Source organism: Alloalcanivorax balearicus MACL04, assembly GCF_025532145.1.
Taxonomy (GTDB): Bacteria; Pseudomonadota; Gammaproteobacteria; order Pseudomonadales; family Alcanivoracaceae; genus Alloalcanivorax; species Alloalcanivorax balearicus.
In genome coordinates this window covers 37,136-59,416 of record NZ_ARXS01000027.1, presented here as the reverse complement: position 1 = coordinate 59,416, position 22,281 = coordinate 37,136, and the positions used below count along the sequence as shown (strand labels likewise).

The 22,281-nt window shown below is 63.3% G+C and carries 22 protein-coding genes; all 22 read right to left on the bottom strand.

Annotated features, from left to right (window positions below; translation table 11 throughout):
* Positions 1 to 116: 116 nt before the first annotated feature.
* The 22 genes from MA04_RS18090 to fliS all read right to left on the bottom strand — a co-directional run bounded on the left by MA04_RS18090 (position 117) and on the right by fliS (position 22,179).
* Positions 117 to 509, bottom strand: a complete 393-nt coding sequence (locus tag MA04_RS18090; RefSeq protein ID WP_262461992.1) for a flagellar protein FlhE — start codon at positions 507 to 509, stop codon at positions 117 to 119.
* A complete protein-coding gene (locus MA04_RS18085; protein WP_022995625.1) occupies positions 506 to 955 on the bottom strand; it encodes a hypothetical protein in 450 nt (149 codons plus the stop codon). The genes MA04_RS18090 and MA04_RS18085 overlap by 4 nt, the downstream gene beginning before the upstream one ends.
* Positions 952 to 3,000, bottom strand: a complete 2,049-nt coding sequence (gene flhF / locus MA04_RS18080) for a flagellar biosynthesis protein FlhF (protein WP_262461990.1) — start codon at positions 2,998 to 3,000, stop codon at positions 952 to 954. The genes MA04_RS18085 and flhF overlap by 4 nt, the downstream gene beginning before the upstream one ends.
* 22 nt (positions 3,001 to 3,022) lie before the next feature.
* Entirely contained in the window at positions 3,023 to 5,107 is a 2,085-nt protein-coding gene (gene flhA / locus MA04_RS18075; RefSeq protein WP_262461988.1) for a flagellar biosynthesis protein FlhA, read from the bottom strand.
* On the bottom strand, positions 5,104 to 6,261 hold the full coding sequence (flhB, locus tag MA04_RS18070) for a flagellar biosynthesis protein FlhB (protein ID WP_080531358.1): 1,158 nt from the start codon (positions 6,259 to 6,261) through the stop codon (positions 5,104 to 5,106). The genes flhA and flhB overlap by 4 nt, the downstream gene beginning before the upstream one ends.
* Before the next feature lie 200 nt (positions 6,262 to 6,461).
* Positions 6,462 to 7,118 carry a protein phosphatase CheZ gene (gene cheZ / locus MA04_RS18065; protein ID WP_262461985.1) on the bottom strand — a complete coding sequence of 219 codons (657 nt, stop codon included), beginning with the start codon at positions 7,116 to 7,118 and terminating at the stop codon, positions 6,462 to 6,464.
* 90 nt (positions 7,119 to 7,208) lie between these two features.
* On the bottom strand, positions 7,209 to 7,598 hold the full coding sequence (gene cheY, locus MA04_RS18060) for a chemotaxis response regulator CheY (RefSeq protein ID WP_262461996.1): 390 nt from the start codon (positions 7,596 to 7,598) through the stop codon (positions 7,209 to 7,211).
* 25 nt (positions 7,599 to 7,623) lie between these two features.
* Positions 7,624 to 9,372: a methyl-accepting chemotaxis protein gene (locus MA04_RS18055; protein ID WP_262461983.1), complete on the bottom strand. Its 1,749-nt coding sequence runs from the start codon at positions 9,370 to 9,372 to the stop codon at positions 7,624 to 7,626.
* Between the two features lie 33 nt (positions 9,373 to 9,405).
* Positions 9,406 to 10,458, bottom strand: coding sequence for a protein-glutamate methylesterase/protein-glutamine glutaminase (locus MA04_RS18050; RefSeq protein WP_262461982.1), 1,053 nt, complete (start codon positions 10,456 to 10,458; stop codon positions 9,406 to 9,408).
* A 129-nt stretch (positions 10,459 to 10,587) separates the two neighbouring features.
* Entirely contained in the window at positions 10,588 to 11,415 is an 828-nt protein-coding gene (locus MA04_RS18045) for a CheR family methyltransferase (protein WP_262461995.1), read from the bottom strand.
* 19 nt (positions 11,416 to 11,434) lie between these two features.
* Positions 11,435 to 13,096 carry a methyl-accepting chemotaxis protein gene (locus MA04_RS18040; protein WP_262461979.1) on the bottom strand — a complete coding sequence of 554 codons (1,662 nt, stop codon included), beginning with the start codon at positions 13,094 to 13,096 and terminating at the stop codon, positions 11,435 to 11,437.
* Positions 13,089 to 14,336 (bottom strand): methyl-accepting chemotaxis protein, encoded by a 1,248-nt coding sequence (locus tag MA04_RS18035; protein WP_262461977.1) that lies wholly within the window; start codon positions 14,334 to 14,336, stop codon positions 13,089 to 13,091. The genes MA04_RS18040 and MA04_RS18035 overlap by 8 nt, the downstream gene beginning before the upstream one ends.
* 21 nt (positions 14,337 to 14,357) lie before the next feature.
* On the bottom strand, positions 14,358 to 14,858 hold the full coding sequence (locus MA04_RS18030) for a chemotaxis protein CheW (protein WP_022995636.1): 501 nt from the start codon (positions 14,856 to 14,858) through the stop codon (positions 14,358 to 14,360).
* Positions 14,855 to 16,843 carry a chemotaxis protein CheA gene (gene cheA, locus MA04_RS18025; RefSeq protein WP_262461976.1) on the bottom strand — a complete coding sequence of 663 codons (1,989 nt, stop codon included), beginning with the start codon at positions 16,841 to 16,843 and terminating at the stop codon, positions 14,855 to 14,857. The genes MA04_RS18030 and cheA overlap by 4 nt, the downstream gene beginning before the upstream one ends.
* A 2-nt stretch (positions 16,844 to 16,845) precedes the next feature.
* Positions 16,846 to 17,706 carry a flagellar motor protein MotB gene (motB, locus tag MA04_RS18020; RefSeq protein ID WP_262461975.1) on the bottom strand — a complete coding sequence of 287 codons (861 nt, stop codon included), beginning with the start codon at positions 17,704 to 17,706 and terminating at the stop codon, positions 16,846 to 16,848.
* Positions 17,703 to 18,590, bottom strand: a complete 888-nt coding sequence (gene motA, locus MA04_RS18015) for a flagellar motor stator protein MotA (RefSeq protein WP_022995639.1) — start codon at positions 18,588 to 18,590, stop codon at positions 17,703 to 17,705. Before motA ends, motB begins: the two co-directional genes overlap by 4 nt.
* Positions 18,591 to 18,742: 152 nt before the next feature.
* On the bottom strand, positions 18,743 to 19,315 hold the full coding sequence (gene flhC / locus MA04_RS18010) for a flagellar transcriptional regulator FlhC (protein WP_262461971.1): 573 nt from the start codon (positions 19,313 to 19,315) through the stop codon (positions 18,743 to 18,745).
* A 3-nt stretch (positions 19,316 to 19,318) separates the two neighbouring features.
* Positions 19,319 to 19,645 (bottom strand): flagellar transcriptional regulator FlhD, encoded by a 327-nt coding sequence (gene flhD, locus MA04_RS18005; RefSeq protein WP_163125524.1) that lies wholly within the window; start codon positions 19,643 to 19,645, stop codon positions 19,319 to 19,321.
* Between the two features lie 330 nt (positions 19,646 to 19,975).
* Complete coding sequence (locus MA04_RS18000) at positions 19,976 to 20,263, bottom strand: EscU/YscU/HrcU family type III secretion system export apparatus switch protein (protein WP_163125522.1); 288 nt, start codon at positions 20,261 to 20,263, stop codon at positions 19,976 to 19,978.
* A complete protein-coding gene (gene fliK, locus MA04_RS17995; RefSeq protein ID WP_262461969.1) occupies positions 20,256 to 21,344 on the bottom strand; it encodes a flagellar hook-length control protein FliK in 1,089 nt (362 codons plus the stop codon). Before fliK ends, MA04_RS18000 begins: the two co-directional genes overlap by 8 nt.
* Complete coding sequence (locus MA04_RS17990; protein WP_262461968.1) at positions 21,341 to 21,757, bottom strand: flagellar protein FliT; 417 nt, start codon at positions 21,755 to 21,757, stop codon at positions 21,341 to 21,343. Before MA04_RS17990 ends, fliK begins: the two co-directional genes overlap by 4 nt.
* Complete coding sequence (gene fliS, locus MA04_RS17985; RefSeq protein ID WP_262461966.1) at positions 21,754 to 22,179, bottom strand: flagellar export chaperone FliS; 426 nt, start codon at positions 22,177 to 22,179, stop codon at positions 21,754 to 21,756. Before fliS ends, MA04_RS17990 begins: the two co-directional genes overlap by 4 nt.
* Between the last annotated feature and the right edge of the window lie 102 nt (positions 22,180 to 22,281).

Genomic DNA, 22,281 nt, shown 5'->3' with positions numbered 1-22,281 from the left:
GGCGTGCTGGCGTGCTGGCGTGCTGGCGTGCAAGCGTGTTGCGTGTAAGCGTGCTGGCGAACTGTGGGACAGCATTGGCCCTCTCCATACCGGAAAGGACCACGATGGGGTTGAGATCAATAATTGACCAGAACCTGAATGTCGGTGACCGTCACCGCGCGGCGTTCACCGTCGGGCAGTTGGAAACGGAACGACAGCGGCGACCAAGCCGGTCCCTGGAGCGCTTCGCTGATGCCCCGATTGCCGGACAAACGCAGGCAGCGTTCGCCCTGGCATAACCAGGCCCGCAACGAACGCCCTGGTGGCGTGCTGTAGCGCCAGCGTACTTTCTGGATGTAATTGCCCCGCGAAGCGGCGTCGCCGGGTGGCAGCAGTTCCTCGCTGTGATAGACCCGTCCCGGCACCGCCACCCGCACCGGAGGCGCCTCGGCACTCCAGCTGCCCGGCGCCGCCGGTGCCAGCCAGGGCCACAGCAGGCTCATCCACAGCAGCCCGCGCAGCACTGTCATGGCGCCAGCACCACCAGATCGGTGTCGAGAAAACGCCAGGCCGCCTGTTGCAGGTTGTCCAGCAGGCCGCGCCGTTGCAGCCGGGGCGGGTGCAGCGCCAGCAAGCGCCGCGGTCCTTGCTGACGCCGCACCGATTCCAGACAACTCAGCGCCCGGCGCAAACCGGCGCCGTCCGGCTCCACCCACAGCGCCCAACGGGGTTCGCGCCGGGCACTGGCCGGCACCGGCAAAGCTGGAGACAGCGGCACGATGCGCCAGTCCTGTGCCACACCGACCCAACGCCAGCCGCGGTCCGCCCAGTACTCCAGCACCGCCCGGGCCCGCCGTCCGGCCTGGGCGGGCAGCGGATCGCCCACCACCACCAGGGTCGGCGCGACACTTTGGCCGCGCGTGGCGGCCCAGGCCCGCAGTCCGGCGGCTTGATCCACACCGGGCACGGCGGTCATGACGCCCTCATCAGACGCAGAGCGTCGTGGGTGCGGATCACATGCAGCAGCGCCGTCAGCAGCCGTTCCGGGGTGCGCCGGCGGCGTGGCCCGAGCAGGCCCAGGACCCGGCCGCGAGTGGCCACCGCCCAGTCGCTCTGCTCCTCGTCGAGACGGCAGGCCAGGGCCGCCAGTCCGGCGGCGGCGGAACGATAAGACGCGTAGCGGGAAGAGGAAGGTGAAGAATCGCCCGGTGACAAGGCGGCGCCCGCCGGCAGCTCCCGCATGGCCCGCTGGCTGAGCCCGGCCACCGCCTGCCCCCGCCACAACGCCAGCAAATGCGGTCGCGCCCGCGACAGGTCCCAATCAATGGGCAGCAAGGCATAACGCCAGCCACGCACCCGATCCGTGTCAGGATCCCGCGCTTGCAGGAACCAGGCACGCACCAGGCCGCTGTAACGACGGCCGGAAGCCGCCGCCACCGGCAAGGCGCGCAGGCTGACCCGCAACGTGCGCCCTTTCTGCCGCAACAATGCCTCCCCCAGTTCCGGTGCCTGTTCGCGCAGCGCCCACAATGGCTGGATGTCTCCCCGATAACGCACCCGCGCCTGTGCCTGTACCCTCGCCATCCAGTCTATCGCCTGACGATCCAGCCACCGCCAGACGGTGGCTTGCGGCACACCGGAGAGCACCGGCATCAGTGACGGGTAATGGCGGCGGCACCATTGCAAACAGCGAATGCGGGAAGCCTCCTCCGGCGGCCACAGCGGCCAGGCCTCGCCCTCCTTGCCCAGCACCAGGGCAGCCTCATCCCGCGCCGCCGGCCAGAACAGCCAGCCGGTCTCGTCGCCCCGCGGCAGCGGCGGCTGCCTCTGCCATTGCCCCGCCAGTGCCCGTTCCAGCCAGGAGAAGCCGGGCACGTCGCGACGCAGGTCGGCGAGGGTATTCACCAGGGTGCCGGTCTGGGCCAGTGGATTAAACGGCAGCGCGCCGCCGGTCCGGCAATCGCCCTGATTCAAGGCTTGCCGGACCAGTTCGACACCGTCCAGAGGAGCCAGATCTTCCGGCACCCGTTGGCCATCACATTGGAACCAGGGCCGCAGTCCCTGACCGATCACCACGTCCAGCAACGGCGCCAGACGGGCCGCTTCATCACTCTTGGTGATGATGACATCGTCCAGCGTCATCCCGGCTTGCCGCGCGGCACGGCGATAGTGAGTGCTGACCTCGTCCAGGGTCTCCGCCTGACTGGCCGCGTTCAGCAACAGCACGGCCCGGGTGCTGCGCGCGCCGCCCACCAGAGGCGCGAACCCTTCCGCCAGACGTTCATCGCGCTGTCCCAGCCCCACCGTGTCGATGATCACCAGACGCTTGTCGTTCAAGACTCCCGCCAACGAGGCCAGCGTGCGCCCCGGTGACAGCAGATGCAGATCCACGCCGAGCAGTTCCGCGTAGACACGCAATTGGTCCCGGGCCGCCACCCGGTAGCCATCGGCGCTGACCAGAGCCACCTGATCCGCCCCCCAGCGCATGGCGTAGTGCGACGCCAGCTTGCCGGCGGTGGTGGTTTTGCCCACGCCGGTGGGCCCCACCAACGCCAGGACACCGCCTTCGGCCAATTTGTCCCAGGGCCGCGCCTGGGCATTGAGGCGGTGCGCCAGTTGTTGTTCCACCCAGGCCCGGGCGGCATCGCCCTCACCGGCTTCCTCCGGCAGCCCCGCCAGCACATCGCTGATCAGGGCGGCACTGAAACCAGCGCCACGGAGCGTCGCCGCCAACGGCGAATTATTGGCGCCCTCACCACGCTCCCGACGCCGCAACAGTGCCCGCAGCGTTTCCACTTCCTTCAGCAATAACCGGCTGACATCGGCGTCACCTTCCGCCATCGGCAAGGCCTCGCCGGAAGGCGGGGACCCGGGGGCATCTTCCCCCTCGCGCAGGGCGACCAGCTCCACGCCACCGGGCACCGGGCGGTTGGCCACGATCAGGGCATCGTCGCCCAGGGCCTCGCGGACCCGGCGCATGGCCTCGCGCTGCGTCGGTGCGACAAAACGATGGACACTCATGGCCCTCTTCCTTCATCGGTGTTCATGGCTGCATTCCGATCAGTTCGGTGACGCGCAAGGTACGGTCATCGGGGATTTCCGCCTGGGACAGCACCACAAGGTGACGCAGGCGGCGGCGCAGGAAACGGGCCAGCAGGCCACGCAAGGCCGGCACCACCACCAGCACCGGCGGCAAGCCAGCATTCTCCTGCCGCTCCAGGGCGGCGCCGGCCTGCTTCATCAGCGTATCCGCCAGACCGGGCTCCAGCGCACCACCGCCGTTGAGCGCTTGTTCGAGCACCTGTTCGAGACCGGCGTCGAGGCCAATCACCGTCAGCTCACCGGTGGCGGGGAACCACCGATCGGTAATCGCCCGGCCCAGGGCCACGCGTACCCGGGCGGTCAGTTCTTCCGCATCGGTCTGAGCATTGCCCGGCTCGGCCAGGGCATCGAGGATGGTGCCCAGATCGCGGATCGGCACGTCCTCGTCCAGCAGGTTTTGCAGAATGCGTTGCAGCGTGGTCAGCGACACGGCCTTGGGCACCACCTCTTCCACCAGCGCCTTCTGCTCTTCGCCCAGTTTGTCCAGCAACTGCTGAACTTCCTTGCGCCCCAGCATTTCCGCGCCGTAACGGTGCAACAGATGATTGAAGTGAGTGGCCACCACGGTGCCGGCGTCCACCACCGTGTAGCCGTACACCTGGGCCCGTTCCCGCTGGGATTCGTCGATCCATACCGCCGGCAGGCCGAAGGCCGGGTCGTGGGTGGCGCGTCCTTCCAGGGTGCCGGATACCTGACCGGGATCGATGGCCAGCCACTGGCCGGGGAAAGCCTGGCCGCGTCCCACTTCCGCCCCCTTGAGGGTGATCACATAGCTGTTGGCATCCAACTCCAGGTTGTCGCGGATGTGCACCACCGGCGGCAAAAAGCCCACCTCCTGAGCGAACTTCTTGCGCACGCTCTTGATGCGGCCGAGCAACTCACCGTGTTGCCGATGATCCACCAGCGGGATCAGACGGTGCCCCACTTCCAGACCAAGGGTATCGATCAGCCGCACATCGTCCCAGGTAGCCTCCGGCGCTTCCGGCTCCGGCGCCGCCGCGGCCTCGATGTGTTGTTCCGCCAGGTTGCGGTCGCGCCGCCGGATCAGATACCAGGCAAGCCCCCCCAGCGCCAGAGTGAACAACAGGAACACCAAGTTCGGCATCCCCGGCACCAGCCCCAGCAGCCCCATCACGCCGGCGGCCAGGAACATTACCTTGGGATTGACCAGCAACTGGTCGATGATCTGCTCGCCGATATCCTGATCGGTGTTAACCCGCGACACGGTGACACCGGCGGCGGTGGAGATCACCAGCGCCGGAATCTGTGCCACCAGGCCGTCACCGATGGTCAGCAGCGCATAGGTGCGGCCCGCTTCGGCGAAGCTCATGTCGTGCTGCAGCATGCCGATCAACAAACCGCCGAGCACGTTCACCACCATGATCACCAGCCCGGCCACGGCGTCGCCGCGAACGAACTTGCTGGCACCGTCCATGGAACCGTAAAAATCCGCTTCCTTGGCCACATCGGCACGGCGGCGGCGGGCTTCCTCCTCACCGATCAGACCGGCGTTGAGGTCGGCATCGATGGCCATTTGTTTGCCAGGCATGGCGTCGAGGGTGAAGCGCGCGCCCACCTCGGCGATGCGCCCGGCGCCTTTGGTGATCACCACGAAGTTGATCACCACCAGGATCAGAAACACCACCAGGCCAACGGCGAAGTTGCCGCCCACCAGAAACTGACCGAACGCCTCGATCACCTTACCGGCGGCGTCGCCACCCTCGTGTCCATCCATCAACACCACCCGGGTGGAGGCCACGTTCAGCGACAACCGCATCAGGGTGGTGAACAGCAGCACCGATGGAAAGGCGGAGAAGTCCAGGGAGTTGAGGGTGAACATGCTGACCAGCAGCACCATCACCGCCAGGGCGATATTGAAGGTAAAGAACAGATCCAGCGCGAACGGCGGCAGCGGCAGGATCAGCATGGACATGACCAGCAGGATCAATACCGGACCGGCCATGATCTTCATCGGCACGTTCTTCACCGATAAACGGCCTCCCGTTCCCAGCAGCGATCCGATCATGACACGCTCCCTTGATCGGCGGCGGGCACCGCCAGCTCATCCGGCACCGGCAAATCCCGTGGTGGCTCCGGAGACGCTTCACCACTGCCGCGGGCACTCTTGAGACGGAACGCCCAGACCAACACCTCCGCCACGGCGGTGTACAAAGCGGCGGGGATTTCCTGGTCCAGATCCACGTGACGATACAGGGCACGCGCCAACGGCGGCGCTTCCAGCAACGGCACCCGGTGTTCCTCGCCCAAAGCGCGAATGCGCGCCGCTACCTGATCCGCCCCTTTGGCCACCACCCGCGGCGCGGACATGAGGCCTTCCTGGTAACGCAGGGCCACGGCGAAATGGCTGGGGTTGGTGACGATCACGTCCGCCTCGGGCACCTTGCTCATCATGCGCTGGCGCGCCACGCTCTGCTGCTGCGAACGGATACGCGCCTTGAGTTGCGGATCCCCCTCGCTTTCCTTGTGTTCGCGTTTGATCTCTTCCTTGCTCATACGCAGCTTCTTGGCGTGACTCCAGAGCTGGTAAGGCACATCGATCAGCACGGCCACCAGCAGCGTCAGCACCATCAAACCACTGGCGGAAGCGGCCAGCGTCAGCGCATTGGTCATCGCCAGACGTAACGGCTGCTCCATCAACGCCATGAATTCTCCTTTGTGGCGTAACAGGAAAAACACCGCCACGCCTCCCACCAATATCGATTTGGCCAACGCCTTGGCCAGCTCCGCCAGCGCCTGGCTGGAAAACATGCGTTTCAGGCCCGCGATCGGATTGAGTTTGGAGAATTTCGGTTGCAGCGCCTTGGCGCTCATGGACCAGCCGCCAGTGAGCATCGGCGCCACCAACGCCACTACCAGCAGCGTCAGGAACAGCGGTACCAGCGCCACCAGGGTTCGCACCCCCAGATCCGCCGCGTGGCCGAGCATCGGGCCGGTATCCAGCGCCTGGCGACGCTCAAACAGGAAGGACTGCTCCATCACCAGCCCGAGCTGGCCGAACAACGGGCCGGACATGACCCACAGGCCCCCGACCCCGGCGAACAACAACAGAAAGGTAGCCAGCTCCCGCGAACGCGGCACCTGGCCTTCTTCCCGCGCCTGTTCCAATCGTCGGGGAGTGGCCGGTTCGGTCTTTTCCTGGTCCTGGGTATCGTCCGCCATGGCACCGTCAAGGAGGGCTGGGTATTCGGCCCATCATTGTCGGCAAAGCGGCGGCACGGCTAACGGTGGATTAGAGGCAGGGAATGGGGGTTATTCGAAAGAATCGCGAGCAAGCCCGCTTCCCACAGAGAGCGCTACGGAGCCTCTGTGGGAGCTTGCAGGCGAGCTCCCACAGAGGGCAAAGCCAGAAAGCAGATTCCTCAGAACCCCAGCTCATCCAGCAGGGAATCCACCTGATCCTGGCTGCTGACCACGTCTTCCTTGGCGGCGTCGATCTGCGGCCCATTGATCAGGGATTCGTCGCGGCGACGCTGCATGTCATCACGCTCCCGGCCTTCCGGAACGTTATCCAGCAGCACTTGCAGCAACTGCCGCTCCACCTCCTGGATCACTTCCATCATCTTCTTGATCACCTGGCCGGTGAGATCCTGGAAGTCCTGAGCCATCATGATTTCCAACAGTTCCTTGTTGGTGGCCTGAGCCAGGTCCGGCACCTCGCCGAAAAACGCTCGCGTGTCGTTGACCAGGTCGCGGGCCTGGTCCAGTTCCTTGGGTTCCTGGAACCAGGTTTGCCAGCGCTGATCCAGATCACCGGCACGGGCGGCCATCTGATTCTGCAGTGGCTGTGCGCGATCAATGGCGTTCAGCGCCCTGTCGGCCGCCTGCTCGGTCATGGTGGCCACGTAGTTCAAGCGGGCCCGGGCATCGGGAATCGCCTCCGCCGCCTTGACCACTTCCTTATCCAGACCCAGTTCGCGCATGCTGTCGCGCAACATGCGGGTAAGCTGGCCAATACGCTGGACCAGATCGTCGGATCCGGCTGCCCCTTCGCTGATATGCCCGGCCTCGTTGCTCATGCTGCTTTCTCCTGCCTCGGGAGGTCTGGCATCCTGCCGGCCCTGGCCGGCGGTGTGCCACCACCATTCCCGGATGCTGCTTGTAACGGGTTATGCGCCAAGTTTCTCGAAGATCTTGTTGAGCTTTTCTTCCAGCGTGACGGCGGTAAAGGGTTTGACGATGTAACCGTTGGCTCCGGCCTGGGCCGCGGCGATGATGTTTTCCTTCTTCGCCTCCGCGGTCACCATCAACACCGGCAAGTGGTTCAGATCGCCGTCGGCGCGAATCTGCTTGAGCATTTCCAGACCGTCCAGGTTGGGCATGTTCCAATCCGACACCACGAACTGAAAGCCACCTCCACGCAACTTGGTCAGGGCTTCCTGACCATCCTCCGCTTCATCCACATTGCCGAATCCCAGCTCCTTGAGCAGGCTGCGGATGATGCGGCGCATGGTGGGAAAATCATCCACCACCAGAATACTCATGTTCTTGTCCACGATTGTGCTCTCCGCTACTTGATTCCGGTCAGAACTCTTCCCAGTCATCCTCGGTGGTCACCGCTTCGCGGCGCGGCACCACCTTTTTCATTTTTTCTTCCGCCGTTACCGACTTTTCCGCCTTGGTACTGCTGTCGTCGTCACCCTCGATCTCCCCAGAGGTTTTCGGGCCATCACCCGGCTCCGGTTTGCGCCAAAGTGACAAGGAGGCCGGCTGTTCCGGCCGCAGACGGAAGATGGCCACCGCTTTTTCCAAACGCCGGGCCTGTTCTTCCAGTGACGCGGCGGCGGCGGTGGCTTCCTGCACCAGCGACGCGTTTTGCTGGGTCACTTCATCCATTTGCGTTACCGCCTGGCTGACCTGCTCGATACCCCCACTCTGTTCCTGTGAGGCGGAAGAGATCTCATCCATGATGTCAGTGACCCGCTTCACCGCGGCCACCACTTCCCGCATGGTCTCCCCGGCCTCCTCCACCAGACGGGAGCCTTCATCCACCTGGGACACGGAGCTCTCGATCAACTCCTTGATTTGCCGGGCGGCATCGGCACTGTTGCCCGCCAGGTTGCGCACTTCACCGGCCACCACCGCGAAACCACGCCCCTGTTCACCGGCGCGCGCCGCCTCCACCGAGGCGTTCAGCGCGAGGATGTTGGTCTGGAAGGCAATGGAGTCGATCATGCTGGTGATTTCCGCCACCTTGCGGGAGCTGTCGGAAATACCGCGCATGGTACCGATCACCCGTTCCATCACGGTACCGCCACGACCGGCGGTGCCGGAGGCGTCGTTGGCCAGGCCGCTGGCCTGCCGGGCGTTATCGGCATTCTGCTTCACCGTGGCGGTGAGCTGTTCCATGCTGGTGGCGGTCTCTTCCAGGGAAGCAGCCTGCTGTTCGGTACGGGAAGACAGATCCGCGTTGCCGCTGGCGATCTCGGAGGCGCCAACATAAATGGCGTTGCCGCTTTCACGCACCTCGGTGACGATCTTACCGAGACTGTGCTGCATCTCCGCCATGGCGCTGAACAGCTTGCCGATTTCATTGTTGCCTGGCACTTTGATGTCCTCGGACAGATCGGCGCGGGCGATCCGTTGCAGATTCTCCACCGCCCAGCTCAGCGGTTTCACCACCACACCGCGCAACATCAGATACACCAGCACCATGATGATACCGGTGAGCACCAGCATGCCGATGCCGATGTAAGAGAACAAGGTGGTCTGCTGGTGGTAATGGCCCATGACCTCCTGGCCGCGCTCGTCCGCATAGCGGGTGAAATCGGTGAGACTGTCATTGAGACTGTCATTGGGTGTCAGCAATTCCTGGCGCAGATTACGGTAGGTACGCAAATCGGCTTTTTGCAGATAGTCGTATTGCAGTTTCACCAACCGCAGCACTTCCTGGAAAGCACTGCCCAGCTCATCGGCGCGAGCCGCCCCCATCTCCGTTTTCGGGCTATCGAGAAAATTCTGAAACCGGTGCTCGGCGCGCTCCAGGAAACCACTGACCCGCTGAATCTGGTTGTCCGCCACCAGCCGCATGCCGTTATCCAGATAGTCCGCGGCCAGATCCATTTCAATACGGGCCTGGTTCAACAAGGTTGTGGCCCGGGCCACTTGATTCAGTTGCTGCACGTTGACCTGATTGAGGGTGGAGATCGACGAATCCACCATCTGGTTGGTCAGGATGCGAATGGCGGCGAGACCGCTGATCAAAAGCGCACAGCAAATCAGAGCCCCGGCCACCGCCGTATTGATATTGATATTTCGCACGAATTTCATCATAGCCGGCCTTTCCTTTTTTCAAGGTTGTTCTGTCTATACCCGCTGAGCCCGCCCGGAAGCGGCCGCCAGTGCCATCAGACGCGGCGCCACCTGGTCCAGTGGCAGCACTTCGATCGCCGCGTCCAGAGCGATGGCTTCACGAGGCATCCCGAACACCAGGGAGGTGTCCTGATCCTGGGCCAGGGTGTGGGCACCGGCTTCACGCATGGCAAGCAGTCCCCCGGCACCGTCCTTGCCCATACCGGTGAGCAAGACGCCAATGGCGTTGCGGCCGGCGTGCTGCGCCGCGGAGCGGAACAGCACATCCACGGAGGGCCGGTGACGATTCACCGGCGGCCCCTGATCAAGGTGAATCACATAGTTCGCCCCGCTACGGGCCAACAGCATGTGCGCGTCCCCCGGCGCGATGTACACGTGACCGGGCAGCACCCGCTCTCCGTGTTCCCCCTCCTTTACCGTCACCGTGCAGAGCCGGTTGAGCCGTTCGGCAAACGATCGGGTGAACCCACCGGGCATATGTTGCGCGATCAGAATCGCCGGACTGTTTGGCGGCAGCGGTGACAGCACTTCCCGAATCGCTTCGGTTCCGCCCGTGGAAGCCCCCAGAATCACCAGTTTTTCGCTGGAAATGATCGGTGCCTTCAACTTCGGCGGCGATACCCGGGCCTCATTGACGCGGCGAGGTCGGGAGCGGGCCGTGGCGCGAATTTTTTCCGCGATCAGTTCGCTGTAATCGAGCATGCCCGAGCGAATCCCCAATGACGGCTTCTCGATGAAATCCACCGCGCCCAGCTCCAACGCACGCAAGGTGATTTCCGATCCGGCTTGAGTCAACGACGACACCATCAGCACCGGCATCGGCCGCAGACGCATCAGGCGCTCCAGAAAGTCGAGTCCGTCCATGCGTGGCATTTCCACATCCAGCGTCAACACATCCGGGTTATGCCGCTTGATCAGGTCCCTCGCCACAATGGGATCCGGCGCCACCGCCACCACTTCCATATCGGGATGGTGGTTGATGATTTCGCGCATCAAATCACGAATCAGCGCGGAATCGTCAACGCACAGCACGCGAATTTTTTCCATAGCCCAAACCCGCCCCTGTTACGGTGAAAACAATGCAATGGCGTTGGTTCAACAGTCCTACTGGTTAGCTTATCGGCCGTGACGCGCCAAGCTTGAGGCCGGATTGGCGAAGCAGCGCCACCGCCACGTTCATGCCAGCGAGTACACCGTCTGACCGCGGGAGCGAAAGCGATCGCTCAGGTAGGAAACGTTTTCCGAGTGGCCGGCGAACAACAGCCCGTCAGGTTTGAGCCGGTCGGCCAGCCGTCCCAAGACCCGGGTCTGGGTTTCACGATCGAAATAGATCATCACGTTACGGCAGAAGATGGCATCGAAACGGTGCTCGGAGGGCCAGTCCCGGGCGACAAGGTTCATCACCTGAAAACGCACCTTCGCCACCAGGGCGGGTTTGACCCGGGCATAGCCGGCCCGGGCGCCACTGCCTTTCTGAAAAAAACGCCGCATGCGCTGGTCATCCAGGCGCGCCACCTGCTCCAGCGGATAGACGGCACGCCGGGCCCGGTCCAGGGCCTCGGTGTCGATATCGGTGGCCAGCACCTCCACGTTGGCGTGCTCACCCAGGGTTTCCAGTAACGTCATGACGATGGAATAAGGCTCTTCGCCAGTAGACGCCGCGGCACTCCATACCCGGACCGGATCACGACGGCCACGGACATGCTCGGCCAGAACCGGAAAGTGGTGCGATTCACGAAAAAAAGAGGTCAGGTTGGTGGTGAGCGCGTTGACGAACGCCTGCCATTCGACACCCTGCCCACTGGCTTCCAGGCCGGCCAGATAATCGGCGAAACGGGTCAGGCCCCGGGCACGCACCAGGCGACCGACACGGCTGTAAACCATGTCCTTCTTGTGTTCCGCCAAAACAATGCCGGCGCGCTGGTAAATCAGCGTACGAATGGTTTGAAAATCGTTGGCGGAAAAATGCAGATCGCGCTCTGAAAACAGAGACGAAGCGGCCATCTCTTGAGTCGGATTCAAATCAGCTCCCCGCATCCATCACCAGCGGAGGCCTGTCTCGAAGGGAGCGGCCCGCCTCTTCCCGGTCGGCGCCGCGCAAACGAAACACCGCCACGGAATGCCCAAGCGTATCGACCTCGGCCCGCAGCGCGCCGGCGGCATCGGCGGAGCCCTGAATACGCCGCGCATTGTGCCGCATGGTCTCGTCCATCCGTGTCACCGCCTGGTTGATCTGGGCAATACCGGCGCTCTGTTCTTCGGACGCACAGGTGATCTCCCCCATAATGTCGTTGACCCGGGTCACCGACGCCACCACTTCCCGGATGGTGCTCTCCGCCCGGTGTACCAGGTCGGCTCCGCCCTGAATCTCCCGGCCCGAGTTGGCGATCAGGTCGCGAATCTCTTTCGCCGCGGCGGCGGACCGTCCGGCCAGGTTACGGACTTCACTGGCCACCACCGCGAAGCCGCGCCCTTGCTCCCCGGCCCGGGCCGCCTCCACCGAGGCATTGAGCGCCAGAATATTGGTCTGAAAGGCGATGGCGTCGATACTGTCGATGATCACCGTCATCTTGCTGGAACTGGCGGTAATCCGCTCCATGGTGCTGACCACCTCGCGCATCACCTCGCCGCTGTGCGCCACCTGGCCGGCCGCCTGCGATACCAGACCGCTGACTTGCCGGGCATTGTCCGCGTTTTGCCGCACCGCGCTGGTGATCTGTTCCATGCTGGACGCGGTTTGCTGCAGGGAAGCGGCCTGCTGCTCGGTATGAGAGGACAAATCCCGATTGGCCTCGGCGATACCGCGGGCAGCCGGCGTCACCGCCGCGATCCCCTCATTGACGTTGCCGACGATGCTGCCAAGGCAGCGTTGCATTACTGTCAAAGCCATGGCCAGCCGCCCCGTTTCGCCCACGGTACGATTCGGCGGCCGTGCCGCCAGGTTGCCGGCGGCGATCTGGAAAGTGAACTTCACCGCCTCATGCAGGGGCTTCAACAAGGCACCGGCGGTCATCACGCCAAGCAACACCAGCATCGGCACACCGGCGGCCAACAGTAAACCATGCGCGAGGATCAACCGACCGCGCACGGGATCGTCCGACTGCAAATGGCTTGCGCCGTAGAGCCCCGCCGCGCTGCTGATCGCCAACAACACCACGGCCAGTAACACCAATCCCGCAAGGCGCAAGGCGCCACCGCGCCGATCCAATCGCCGCCACCAGCCGAGCGGTCCCCGCCGCAGAACCTCACCCCGTTCCAGCGAGAGATGCTGCCCCTTACCCTGACGCATGGCGGCATAATCGTGCTCCGCCCGGGCCACGCTGTCGGCGTCCGGTTTCAGTCGCACCGACACATACCCTTTGATTTCACCCTCTTCCATGATCGGTGTGACGTGGGCCTTGACCCAATAGTGGTCGCCGTTCTTGCGGCGATTCTTGATCACACCGACCCAGGTGCCGCCCTGCTTGAGCGTGTTCCAGAGGTTTTCAAACGCCAGTGGCGGCATATCCGGGTGGCGAACCAGATTATGAGGCGCGCCCAGTAACTCCTCCCGGCTGAAGCCACTGACCTCGATAAAGGCGGGATTGGCATAGGTAATCTTGCCACGCAGATCCGTGCGGGAAATCAGAAAGTGATCATCGCGCAGAGGGTATTCCCGTTGAGTGACGGGCTGGTTATCACGCATGCACCACCTCAGCCTCGACAGCGACGGCAAAGCCACCATCGGCGGAGTCGTCTCTCGCCTGGGCCAGCTTGAACAGCGCCACCGCTTGCCGCAGCCGCGCGGCTTCCCCTTCCAGCTCACTGGCCGCCGAGGCCGCCTCCTCCACCAAAGCCGCGTTGCGTTGGGTAACCTGATCCATTTGTGTGATGGCCTGATTCACCTGGCCGATGCCCTTGCTCTGCTCCTGCGAGGCGGAAGCAATCTCATCCATGATGTCGGTTACCCGCCGCACCGCTTCGACGATGTCGGTCATGGTACTGCCCGCCTGATCCACCAGCCGGGTACCGGCTTCGATGCGCTCCACCGACGTTTCGATCAATGCACGGATCTTTTTCGAAGCCTCGCCACTGCGCCCGGCCAGAGCACGGACTTCTCCCGCCACCACCGCGAAACCACGGCCCTGCTCGCCGGCCCGGGCCGCTTCCACCGAAGCGTTCAACGCCAGAATGTTGGTCTGGAAGGCGATGGAATCGATCACCTCGATGATCTCGGTCACCTGGCGCGCACTGCCGCTGATCTCAGCCATGGTGCCCACCACCTCGCCCACCACCTCGCCGCCCCGCTGTGCGGTTTGTGAAGCGCTGGCGGCCAATTGGCTGGCCTGACGGGCATTGTCGGCGTTCTGCTCCACCGTCGAGGTGAGCTGCTCCATACTGGCGGCGGTCTGTTCCAGCGACGCCGCCTGATGTTCCGTGCGCGAGGACAAATCGTTGTTGCCCTGGGCGATTTCACCGGCGCCCTGATAGATCCCCTGGCTGCTGTCGCGCACAATAGCCACGGTTCGGGACAGGCTTTGCTGCATATCCGACAAGGCCGCGTACAGCTGACCAATTTCGTTATTGCCACGCGCCTCGATCCGCTCCGACAAATCGCCTTTGGCCATCCGTTCGAAGTGCCCCACTACCTGGCGCAATGGCCGGATAACATTCACGGTCACGCCCCACAGCACGATCACCACCAGCACCACGGATGCCGCGATCACCACGCCTATCCCCCAGCGCATGGTGGCGGCGTAGGTGTCGAAAGCGGCCAGCGCCTGGCTGCCGACGTCACCGGATTGCGCCGCCAGCCGGATCATCGCGTCATGGCTCTGATTTAGAATGTACACACTCTGCGCGCTCAGGATCAGGATCAACAACGAGAACGCCGCCAAAACCAGCCCCCAACTTACTTTGACCGTCATGTTATCCAGTACTTTCACGATGGTTATCTCACTCAGCCGTTATTCACCAACGCGCTCGACGATGGCCAGTTCCTCGCTGGTGAGCAGTCTCTCGATGTCCACCAGTACCAGCATGCGTTCCTCCAGATTGCCGAGCCCATGGATGTAATCCAAAGGCAGGCTGATACCGAATTCCGGCGGCGGTTTGATCTGCTCGGCGGTCAAGGTCATCACGTCCGACACCTGATCCACCACGATACCGACCACACGGGTACCGATATTGATGACGATCACCACGGTCTGCTGGGTATAGTCGGCACTGGCCAGGCGGAATTTCAGGCGCAAATCGACAATCGGCACGATCACGCCCCGCAGGTTGGCCACCCCCTTGATGAAATCCGGCGCATTGGCGATGCGGGTGACGTTCTCGTAACCCCGAATCTCCTGGACCTTGAGAATGTCGATGGCGTACTCCTCGTCACCCAGGGAGAACACCAGGAATTCACGGCTGCTGATCTCGGCGGCTTTCTTGACGGGATTGACGGAAACCAGGTTGCTCATGATGCGGAAACCTCCTTGGAGGAAAAGACAGTGGAGTTTCGAGCGACCGCGTCACTCGCTTTCTTGCTTTGGCTGAGACGGTGCAGATCGGGGATATCCAGAATCAGCGCGACGCTGCCATCACCGAGAATGGTGGCGGCGGACACTCCGGGAACCTTGCGGTAATTGGTTTCCAGATTCTTGACCACCACTTGCTGCTGGCCCACCAGTTCGTCCACCAGCAGGGCATAGCGGCGCCCTTCGCCCTGTACGATGACAACGATGGCCGAGGTCGGGTCGGTCACCGCGCCGGACACTTCCATGGCGTGGTGCAAGGCCACCAACGGCAGATAATCCTCACGCACTTTCAGCAGCACATCGCCGCCGGCCATGGTGTAGAGGTCATCGGCACGCGGCTGCAGCGATTCGATCACCGCGCTGACCGGGAGAATGAAGGTCTCCTCACCGACCCGCACCGACATGCCGTCCAGAATGGCCAGGGTCAATGGCAATACGATGCGGGTGCGGGTGCCCTGGCCGGCTTCGGAGAGCACATCCACGTGGCCACCCATGGCCTGGATGTTGCGTTTGACCACATCCATTCCGACCCCACGGCCGGAGACGTCACTGACGGCTTCGGCCGTGGAGAAGCCCGGCGCGAAGATCAGCTGCCAGACTTCCTCGTCACTCATGTTGTCGGACACCGGCAGTCCATTACTGCGCGCCTTGGCAAGAATCCGCTCGCGGTCCAGGCCGGCACCGTCATCGCTCACTTCAATCAGAATATTGCCGCCTTGGTGCTGCGCGGAAAGCGTGAGACGACCGGTGCCCGGCTTGCCGGCGGCGGCACGAAGCTCCGGCGTTTCCAGGCCATGATCCAGGCTGTTGCGCACCAGGTGCGTGAGAGGGTCGATGATGCGTTCGGTGAGACTCTTGTCCAGCTCGGTGGATTTGCCCTCGGTAATCAGCTCCACATCCTTGCCCAGCTTGCCGGCCAGATCGCGTACCAGACGCGGAAAACGGCTGAACACATAGTCCATCGGCACCATCCGCACGGACATCACCGCTTCCTGAAGATCCCGGGCGGTACGCTGCAACAGACTGAGGCCGGAGGCGAAGCCGCCATCGCCGGTGAATTCGGAATCCTCCACCACCTGATTGAGCATCGACTGGGTAATGATCAGTTCGCCCACCAGGTTGATGATGTGATCGACCTTGGCCACCGGAACCCGGATGGAGGAATTGGCGCCGCTGTCCCGGCTGTCGACGGCCGGTCGCGCGGCGCTTTTCGTTTCGGCTTTGGGAGGCGGCTCCGGCGCTTTCACCGGCACCGGCAGCTGTTCCGGGGAGATACCGCGAATGTCCAGCTGCTCCGGCTCGACGATGAAACACATCACCGCCTCGATGTCATCGGCGCTGGCGGTGGACTGCATCAACACTTCGTAGCGGTCGTCTTCACCTCGCGTTTCCAGCACATCGCCAAGCTGGCCCAACTCCTCGATGAGCAGCTTTCGGTCGCTTTCCGACACACCCAGCAGAGCGACACTTAGGGATTGTCCGGCCCCGCCACTGGCCGGCGGCGGCGTGGCAGCGGGGGCGACCTCGCTCGCCGGTTCACCAATCTCCTCCAGCGCCAGCTTGCGCAGCACCTCACAGATACGAGCCATCGCCTCCGCGTCCGGCTCCACGCCTTGGCGGTAGGCGTCCAGTTGGTCGTGTAGCATGTCTTTCGCTTCCAGAAAGGTATCGACGATGTCACGACGCAGCGTGAGTTCGCCGCGACGGGTGTAATCGAGCAGGTTCTCCAGTAAATGGGTGGTGCGTTGCAGTGCCTCGAACCCGAAGGTACCGGCGCCGCCCTTGATGGAGTGGGCCGCCCGGAAGATGGCGTTGAGTTGCTCCATGTCCGGATTGTCGACATCCAGCGCCAGCAAATGGGCTTCCATGTCCCCCAACAATTCCTCCGCTTCCTCAAAGAAGGTGCTGTAAAAATCGCTGATATCCATGGTTACTCCTGTAGCGGGGCGCGGCTGGCGGGCTCGCCTTCGGCGCGGATACGGCGTGCCGCCTGCTCGTTCAACACCAGCAACGTAATACGGCGGTTCACCGGATCACCGGGGTGGCTGCCGGCCATCGGCACGCGGTCGCCGAGACCGGCCACGCGCAACAGTTTGTCCGGCGCCAGCCCGCCGGTAATCAGTTCCCGGCGACTGGCATTGGCACGGTCGGCGGACAACTCCCAGTTGCTGTAGCCGCGTTCACCGTTGGCGTAGGGCACGCTGTCGGTATGGCCGGTAATGCTGAGCGGGTTGGGCAGGTCATTAAGCAGCGGCGCCAGCGTGCGTAACAGCTCGCGCATATAAGGCGCCACCTGGTCACTGCCAAGATGGAACATGGGACGGGGATCGGTATCCAGAAGTTGAATGCGCAGCCCTTCCGGGGTGACGTCGAAACGCATCTGCTGACGCAGCTCGCGCAGGCTGTCATCAGCACTGATAGTGCTCTCGATGCGGCGCTGCAGTTCCAGGAACTGACGCTGCATTTCCGCCGGCCGGGTCTGATCACGCAAATCGATGCGCGCCTGTTCGCCCTTGGCGTGAGCAGGGTCATCGCCGCCACCGGGAATCGCACTGGTACTGGCGGTGCTACGGTCGCCGCCGGTCATCGCCACGTTCAGCGGCGTGCGAAAATACTCGGCCAGCCCCTGCAATTGCTGCGGTGTGGCGGTGGAGATCATCCACAACACCAGAAACAACGCCATCAATGCCGTCATGAAGTCGGCCAGCGCGATCTTCCAGCTGCCACCGTGGTGCGCCTCGGCATGACGCGAGCGGCGGCGAACGACGATGCGACGAACGGCTTCGCTCATGCTTCACCCACACCCACGCCCTTGTCATCGCGCGGGGCGCCACGCACATGATCTTCCAACTCACTGAAGCTGGGCCGCTCGCTGGTGTGCAGGGCTTTGCGACCGAATTCCACCGCCAGTTGCGGGGCGTAGCCATTCAGATTGGCGAGCAGAGTGACGCGAATGCATTGCAACATTTTCACGCCCTCGCGCACCTGCCGGTCGATACGGCTGGCTAGCGGATTGACGAAACCATAGGCCAGCAGGATGCCCAGAAATGTACCCACCAGGGCCTGGGCGATCATATATCCCATGGCGTCCACGCCGGCGTCGGCGGCCCCCAACGCCTTCACCACCCCGAGCACGGCGGCGACGATACCGAAAGCCGGCAAGGCGTCCCCGACCTTGGACAGGGCATCGGCGGGAATATGCGCTTCGTCCTCGAAGGCCTCGATTTCATGCGCCATCAGCTCATCGAGCTCGTGCGGGTCCATGCTGCCGCTGATCATCAGCCGCAGGTAATCGGTGATGAACCCCATGATCATCGGATCTTCCCGCAGCTCCGGATAGTCGGCGAACAGATCACTGTCCTGCGGGTTCTCGATGTCCCGTTCAATGCCCAACACCCCTTCACGGCGCATCTTCGACAGCAGCTTGTACAGCAGCGACATCAACGACATGTAGGTTTCCTTGCCGTAACGGGTGGTACGCTTAAGCTGAGACGAGGAGCGCAGCGTGGCCTTGATCGCTTTGCCATTGTTGGCGGCGATGAAGGACCCCACGGCGGCACCGCAGATCATCATGATTTCACTGGGTTGATAGAGCGGACCGAGATGACCGCCGGCCAGAAAAAAGCCGCCGAACACGGAGAACGCCACGATGATGAAACCAATGGGGATCAGCACAACCGGATTCCTTACGCCGCTGGATCAGTTCACCGCTTCCCTGGGGGCGCGGTTTACGAACACTCTCATTTCTGTATCGGCAGGAATGGGTGGGGCTTTAGGGGAATGTGCGTGGGTGTGGCGGGTTATTCGCTTGCCAGCCGGGCGGCCTCCTAGGCGTAGGAGGCCGACATGGCGTCATCATCCAGCAGCGGTTCCGTCCGCCGGGACCGCTTGCGGGTCTTGCCCGCGCGCGATGGCGGCTGACAAATACCGCAGACGAAATTTTGTGTCGGGGTATGAGCATGAGTGACGAAGTGCCCCCCGCAACAGGTACAGGCGGATAACTCGAACATCTGGCTTTCGAAGAAGCGCACCAGGGTCCAGGCCCGGGTCAGCCCCAGTACCGGCTCGGCGCCATCCAATGCCATTTGCTCCAGGTACAGCCGGTAGGCCTTGACGAACCCCTCCATGCGCCCGCATCGCTGATGCACGGTGAGGTGGCGAAAAAAGCCATAGAACAACGACGAGTGAATGTTCGGCAGCCAGGTAATGAACCAGTCCGTGGAAAACGGCAACATACCCTTCGGCGGTGACATGCCCCGCACTTCCTTATACAGACGGATCAGCCGGCCACGGCTGAGCTCGGTCTCGGATTCCAGCACTTGCAGCCGGGCGCCCAGTTCAATCAGTTCGATGGCGAGCTGCACCTGCTGCATCTCGCCAACCAGACTCTTTTCACTCATGTCTCACCCTTGCCGCGCGGCCACGGCATCGCCGGTGGCGGTCATCAACAGGGCGGCATGGGTCTGCTCCAGTCCCTGCTCCCGCTTGTGATTGGTCAGCGCTTGCAACTGGCCGGCATCGTCCAACCCGAGACGAAACAGAAACTGGTTGGTACGTGCCAGACGGCTGAGTTGACGCGCGGAGAGAGACAACAACACCTCCGCCATGGGCTCGTCGATTTTCAAACGAAACAAAGCGGTGGCGTAATCTTCCTGCAGCAGGCGTTGCGCCAGCAGCAGATAGGTCAGATTCAGATCCTGAATTTCATTCAGTACGTTATCGACGTTCATTGTTGCGCTTGCTCCTTCGGTACCCATACCGAGAGAGTCCCTGACCCGCTTTGGCCGAGGACTCCCGATCCCCCGATCCATCAGTCTTACCCGCCGGCGTCGTTTCGATGGCGGCGGGAGCCTGCTCGTCAGCACCGGTGATAGCGTTGTCCCGGCGGGCTCCTGGGTCGTGACGTTCGGTCACGACTAAGCTTTTAGCGTGACGAGCATCACACTAAAGTACCAAATTAGTGACGCATTTCACATACCACTTTTGAATTATTTCAAACTTTCGGTTTCTTGCGGGATAGAGAGGGGAGAAAGCAGGAAACGGCAGCGAATCGGCTGACTTTATCTCTGTTCGCCTGGCGGGCCCTGTTCCAGTTGTTGTACCCAGACCAGCAACTCCGCCACCACCTGGTACAGGGCTTCGGGAATCCGCTGGTCCAGATTGACGGTCATCAACAAGGCCACCAGTTCCGGCGCGGCATGGACGAAGACGCCATGGCGGCGGGCTTCTTCCACCAGCCGCTCGGCCACGTCGCCGTAGCCCTTTGCCATTACCCTCGGAGCACCGTCACCTTCCCGATAGGCCAGAGCCACCGCCCGGCGGCGCGAAGTATCGCCCTCCTCACTCATTGGCGTTTTGCTCCGGATCACGATTCACCACCTTGATCGTTGCCTGCAACCCCAGAGCCTCGAGGCGATCCCGCAGCACCGGCTGCCCTTCACGCAGGCGCGCCAGGGTTTCCTCCCGCAGCGCCGCCAGCTCGAGATTCAAATGGCCGCCGTGCAACCGCAGCTGTACCCGAATTTCACCCAGCGCTTCGGTGCGCACTTCCAATTGCGACAGCCAAGCCCCCTCCTCCTCACCGGAACGGCCCGGGTTTTCAGCGTCGCCGTCGGGCCGGGATTCCCGTGGCGGGGCCTGGATCAGCAGCGCGGCGAACAATCCCGACCAGAGGTCACCCTCCCAACGCAATACCGGTGTTGCCAGCAACTCCAGTTGATGGCGCACCACGGGCTGCACACTCTCCTCCACGCCAGTGGGGCCGCGGTTTCCGCCCGCCACGGCCGCCCGTGACTCCCCTTCCGCCTCCCGGCCTCCGGCATTCACCATGCCCTCTTGCCCCTTGACCGATGGAGGAGCTGGCGCCGTGGCGGACTCGGAGGTGACAGAGGCGGCCATGGTGGCAAGGCGCATCTGTGGCTCCGGCCGTAACGCCGCCAGTGGACGCTCACCGCGAAACCATTCGCCGAGGTGGGATTCGTAGAACAGGCCGCTGTGCTCCACGCTGCCCCGTAAGGCCGCCGCCAACGGAGCGGAGGACAGCGGCGGCCCGGGCAATAACGGCTCCGCCGGCCGCACGGCGGAAGGCGGCGCGGGATAGCGGATCAGCAGATCGGCGATGGCGCGGGCGGCGCCGCTGAAATGGGTTCTGGCGGATACCGGCGCGGTGTCCGGTGCCGATGCGGGCAACGGTGCCCGCTCCCCGGCTTTGGCCGCATCCCGGGCGCCAGTCCCTTCCACCCCCGGTGACTTCCGCGTCGGTGATTCCGGCGCTAACGGCAGACGCTCGTCGCGCCCCAGCGCCTCCACCGCCTGCCCCGGCATCAGGGGCGTGACCGGCTGATTGAGCGGCGTTGGCGCCGGCCCATCCATCCGTCGCCCGAGCACCTGATGCAGCAAGGTATCAAGCAACGGCGTGATGGTGCTCACGGCGTCCCTTTAAGCAACGGGTCGCGATGAAAGCGCGCGCGGCCGTCCACCACCTGGGCGGATTGAGACTGATAGGTGCGATGCAGGTCCTGGCGGCGGCGACTGGTGCCAAGCAGTTGGTCAAGTTCATCGCGGCGCGCCATCAGGCAACGACGCACTTCCAGATCCTGTTCGAGAATCCGCTCCAGCAACGCCGCTTTACGCTCCTGCTCCTCCACATTGAAGGACAAATCCCGCTCGATACGGGACAGACGGTCCACCTCCAGGACATAGCGGGATTGCTCATCCACCAGCGCATCCCAGTCCTTCTGTCGCACACAGGCCAGCATCCGGGTGGACCGGGCAAGCAGGGTCTCATAGCTCACCAACACCCCTTCGGGGGTCGGCACGGTGTCCGTGTTCTGGTTACTCATACCCCCTCCGCGGAATGTCGTGGATCAATTTCACGCCAGGCGGATCCGATATTCTCCAGCAGTTCCGCCGCCTGCCGCAGACGCTCATCGTCATTATGCAGGTTGGCGGCCAGCAGCAGCCGCGCCACATAGTCATACAACGCCGCCAGACGCTCGGCCAGCTCGCCACCACGGTCCTGGTCAAGCGCGGCCTTCAGACCATTGTTGACGATGTCCAGTGCCTTGGAGATCGCCACGCCTTTTTCCGCGGCGCGGCCGTCCTGCAAATGCAGGCGGGCGGTGCGGATGGCGCTTTGTGCCCCATCGAAGAGCAAGGTAATCAATTGATGTGGACTGGCTGACATCACGCCGCTCTCCACTCCCACTCTGGCATAGGCGCCGGCTCCGCGTGCAAAGGCGGAATGACCACCGGTATTGTTCATGATCTGCGCTCCCAACCTGGCATGGAAAGCCGAAGCGGCACGGACGGACGAGCCGCTACCGTTTCGCCCCACGTCATCGCTTCGTCAGCCTCCCGGGTCCTG

Excerpts from the sequence above, each read along its gene's own strand:
- cheZ (WP_262461985.1), bottom strand. The coding sequence starts at position 7,118 with ATGAGCAACGAGGCCGGGCATATCAGCGAAGGGGCAGCCGGATCCGAC.
- MA04_RS18050 (WP_262461982.1), bottom strand. The coding sequence starts at position 10,458 with ATGGAAAAAATTCGCGTGCTGTGCGTTGACGATTCCGCGCTGATTCGT.
- flhA (WP_262461988.1), bottom strand. The coding sequence starts at position 5,107 with ATGATCGGATCGCTGCTGGGAACGGGAGGCCGTTTATCGGTGAAGAAC.
- flhF (WP_262461990.1), bottom strand. The coding sequence starts at position 3,000 with ATGAGTGTCCATCGTTTTGTCGCACCGACGCAGCGCGAGGCCATGCGC.
- flhD (WP_163125524.1), bottom strand. The coding sequence starts at position 19,645 with ATGAACGTCGATAACGTACTGAATGAAATTCAGGATCTGAATCTGACC.
- MA04_RS18090 (WP_262461992.1), bottom strand. The coding sequence starts at position 509 with ATGACAGTGCTGCGCGGGCTGCTGTGGATGAGCCTGCTGTGGCCCTGG.
- fliS (WP_262461966.1), bottom strand. The coding sequence starts at position 22,179 with ATGAACAATACCGGTGGTCATTCCGCCTTTGCACGCGGAGCCGGCGCC.
- flhB (WP_080531358.1), bottom strand. The coding sequence starts at position 6,261 with ATGGCGGACGATACCCAGGACCAGGAAAAGACCGAACCGGCCACTCCC.
- cheA (WP_262461976.1), bottom strand. The coding sequence starts at position 16,843 with ATGGATATCAGCGATTTTTACAGCACCTTCTTTGAGGAAGCGGAGGAA.
- MA04_RS18030 (WP_022995636.1), bottom strand. The coding sequence starts at position 14,858 with ATGAGCAACCTGGTTTCCGTCAATCCCGTCAAGAAAGCCGCCGAGATC.
- motB (WP_262461975.1), bottom strand. The coding sequence starts at position 17,706 with ATGAGCGAAGCCGTTCGTCGCATCGTCGTTCGCCGCCGCTCGCGTCAT.
- MA04_RS18045 (WP_262461995.1), bottom strand. The coding sequence starts at position 11,415 with ATGGCCGCTTCGTCTCTGTTTTCAGAGCGCGATCTGCATTTTTCCGCC.
- MA04_RS18085 (WP_022995625.1), bottom strand. The coding sequence starts at position 955 with ATGACCGCCGTGCCCGGTGTGGATCAAGCCGCCGGACTGCGGGCCTGG.
- MA04_RS17990 (WP_262461968.1), bottom strand. The coding sequence starts at position 21,757 with ATGAGTAACCAGAACACGGACACCGTGCCGACCCCCGAAGGGGTGTTG.
- flhC (WP_262461971.1), bottom strand. The coding sequence starts at position 19,315 with ATGAGTGAAAAGAGTCTGGTTGGCGAGATGCAGCAGGTGCAGCTCGCC.
- MA04_RS18040 (WP_262461979.1), bottom strand. The coding sequence starts at position 13,096 with ATGCGTGATAACCAGCCCGTCACTCAACGGGAATACCCTCTGCGCGAT.
- MA04_RS18000 (WP_163125522.1), bottom strand. The coding sequence starts at position 20,263 with ATGAGTGAGGAGGGCGATACTTCGCGCCGCCGGGCGGTGGCTCTGGCC.
- MA04_RS18055 (WP_262461983.1), bottom strand. The coding sequence starts at position 9,372 with ATGATGAAATTCGTGCGAAATATCAATATCAATACGGCGGTGGCCGGG.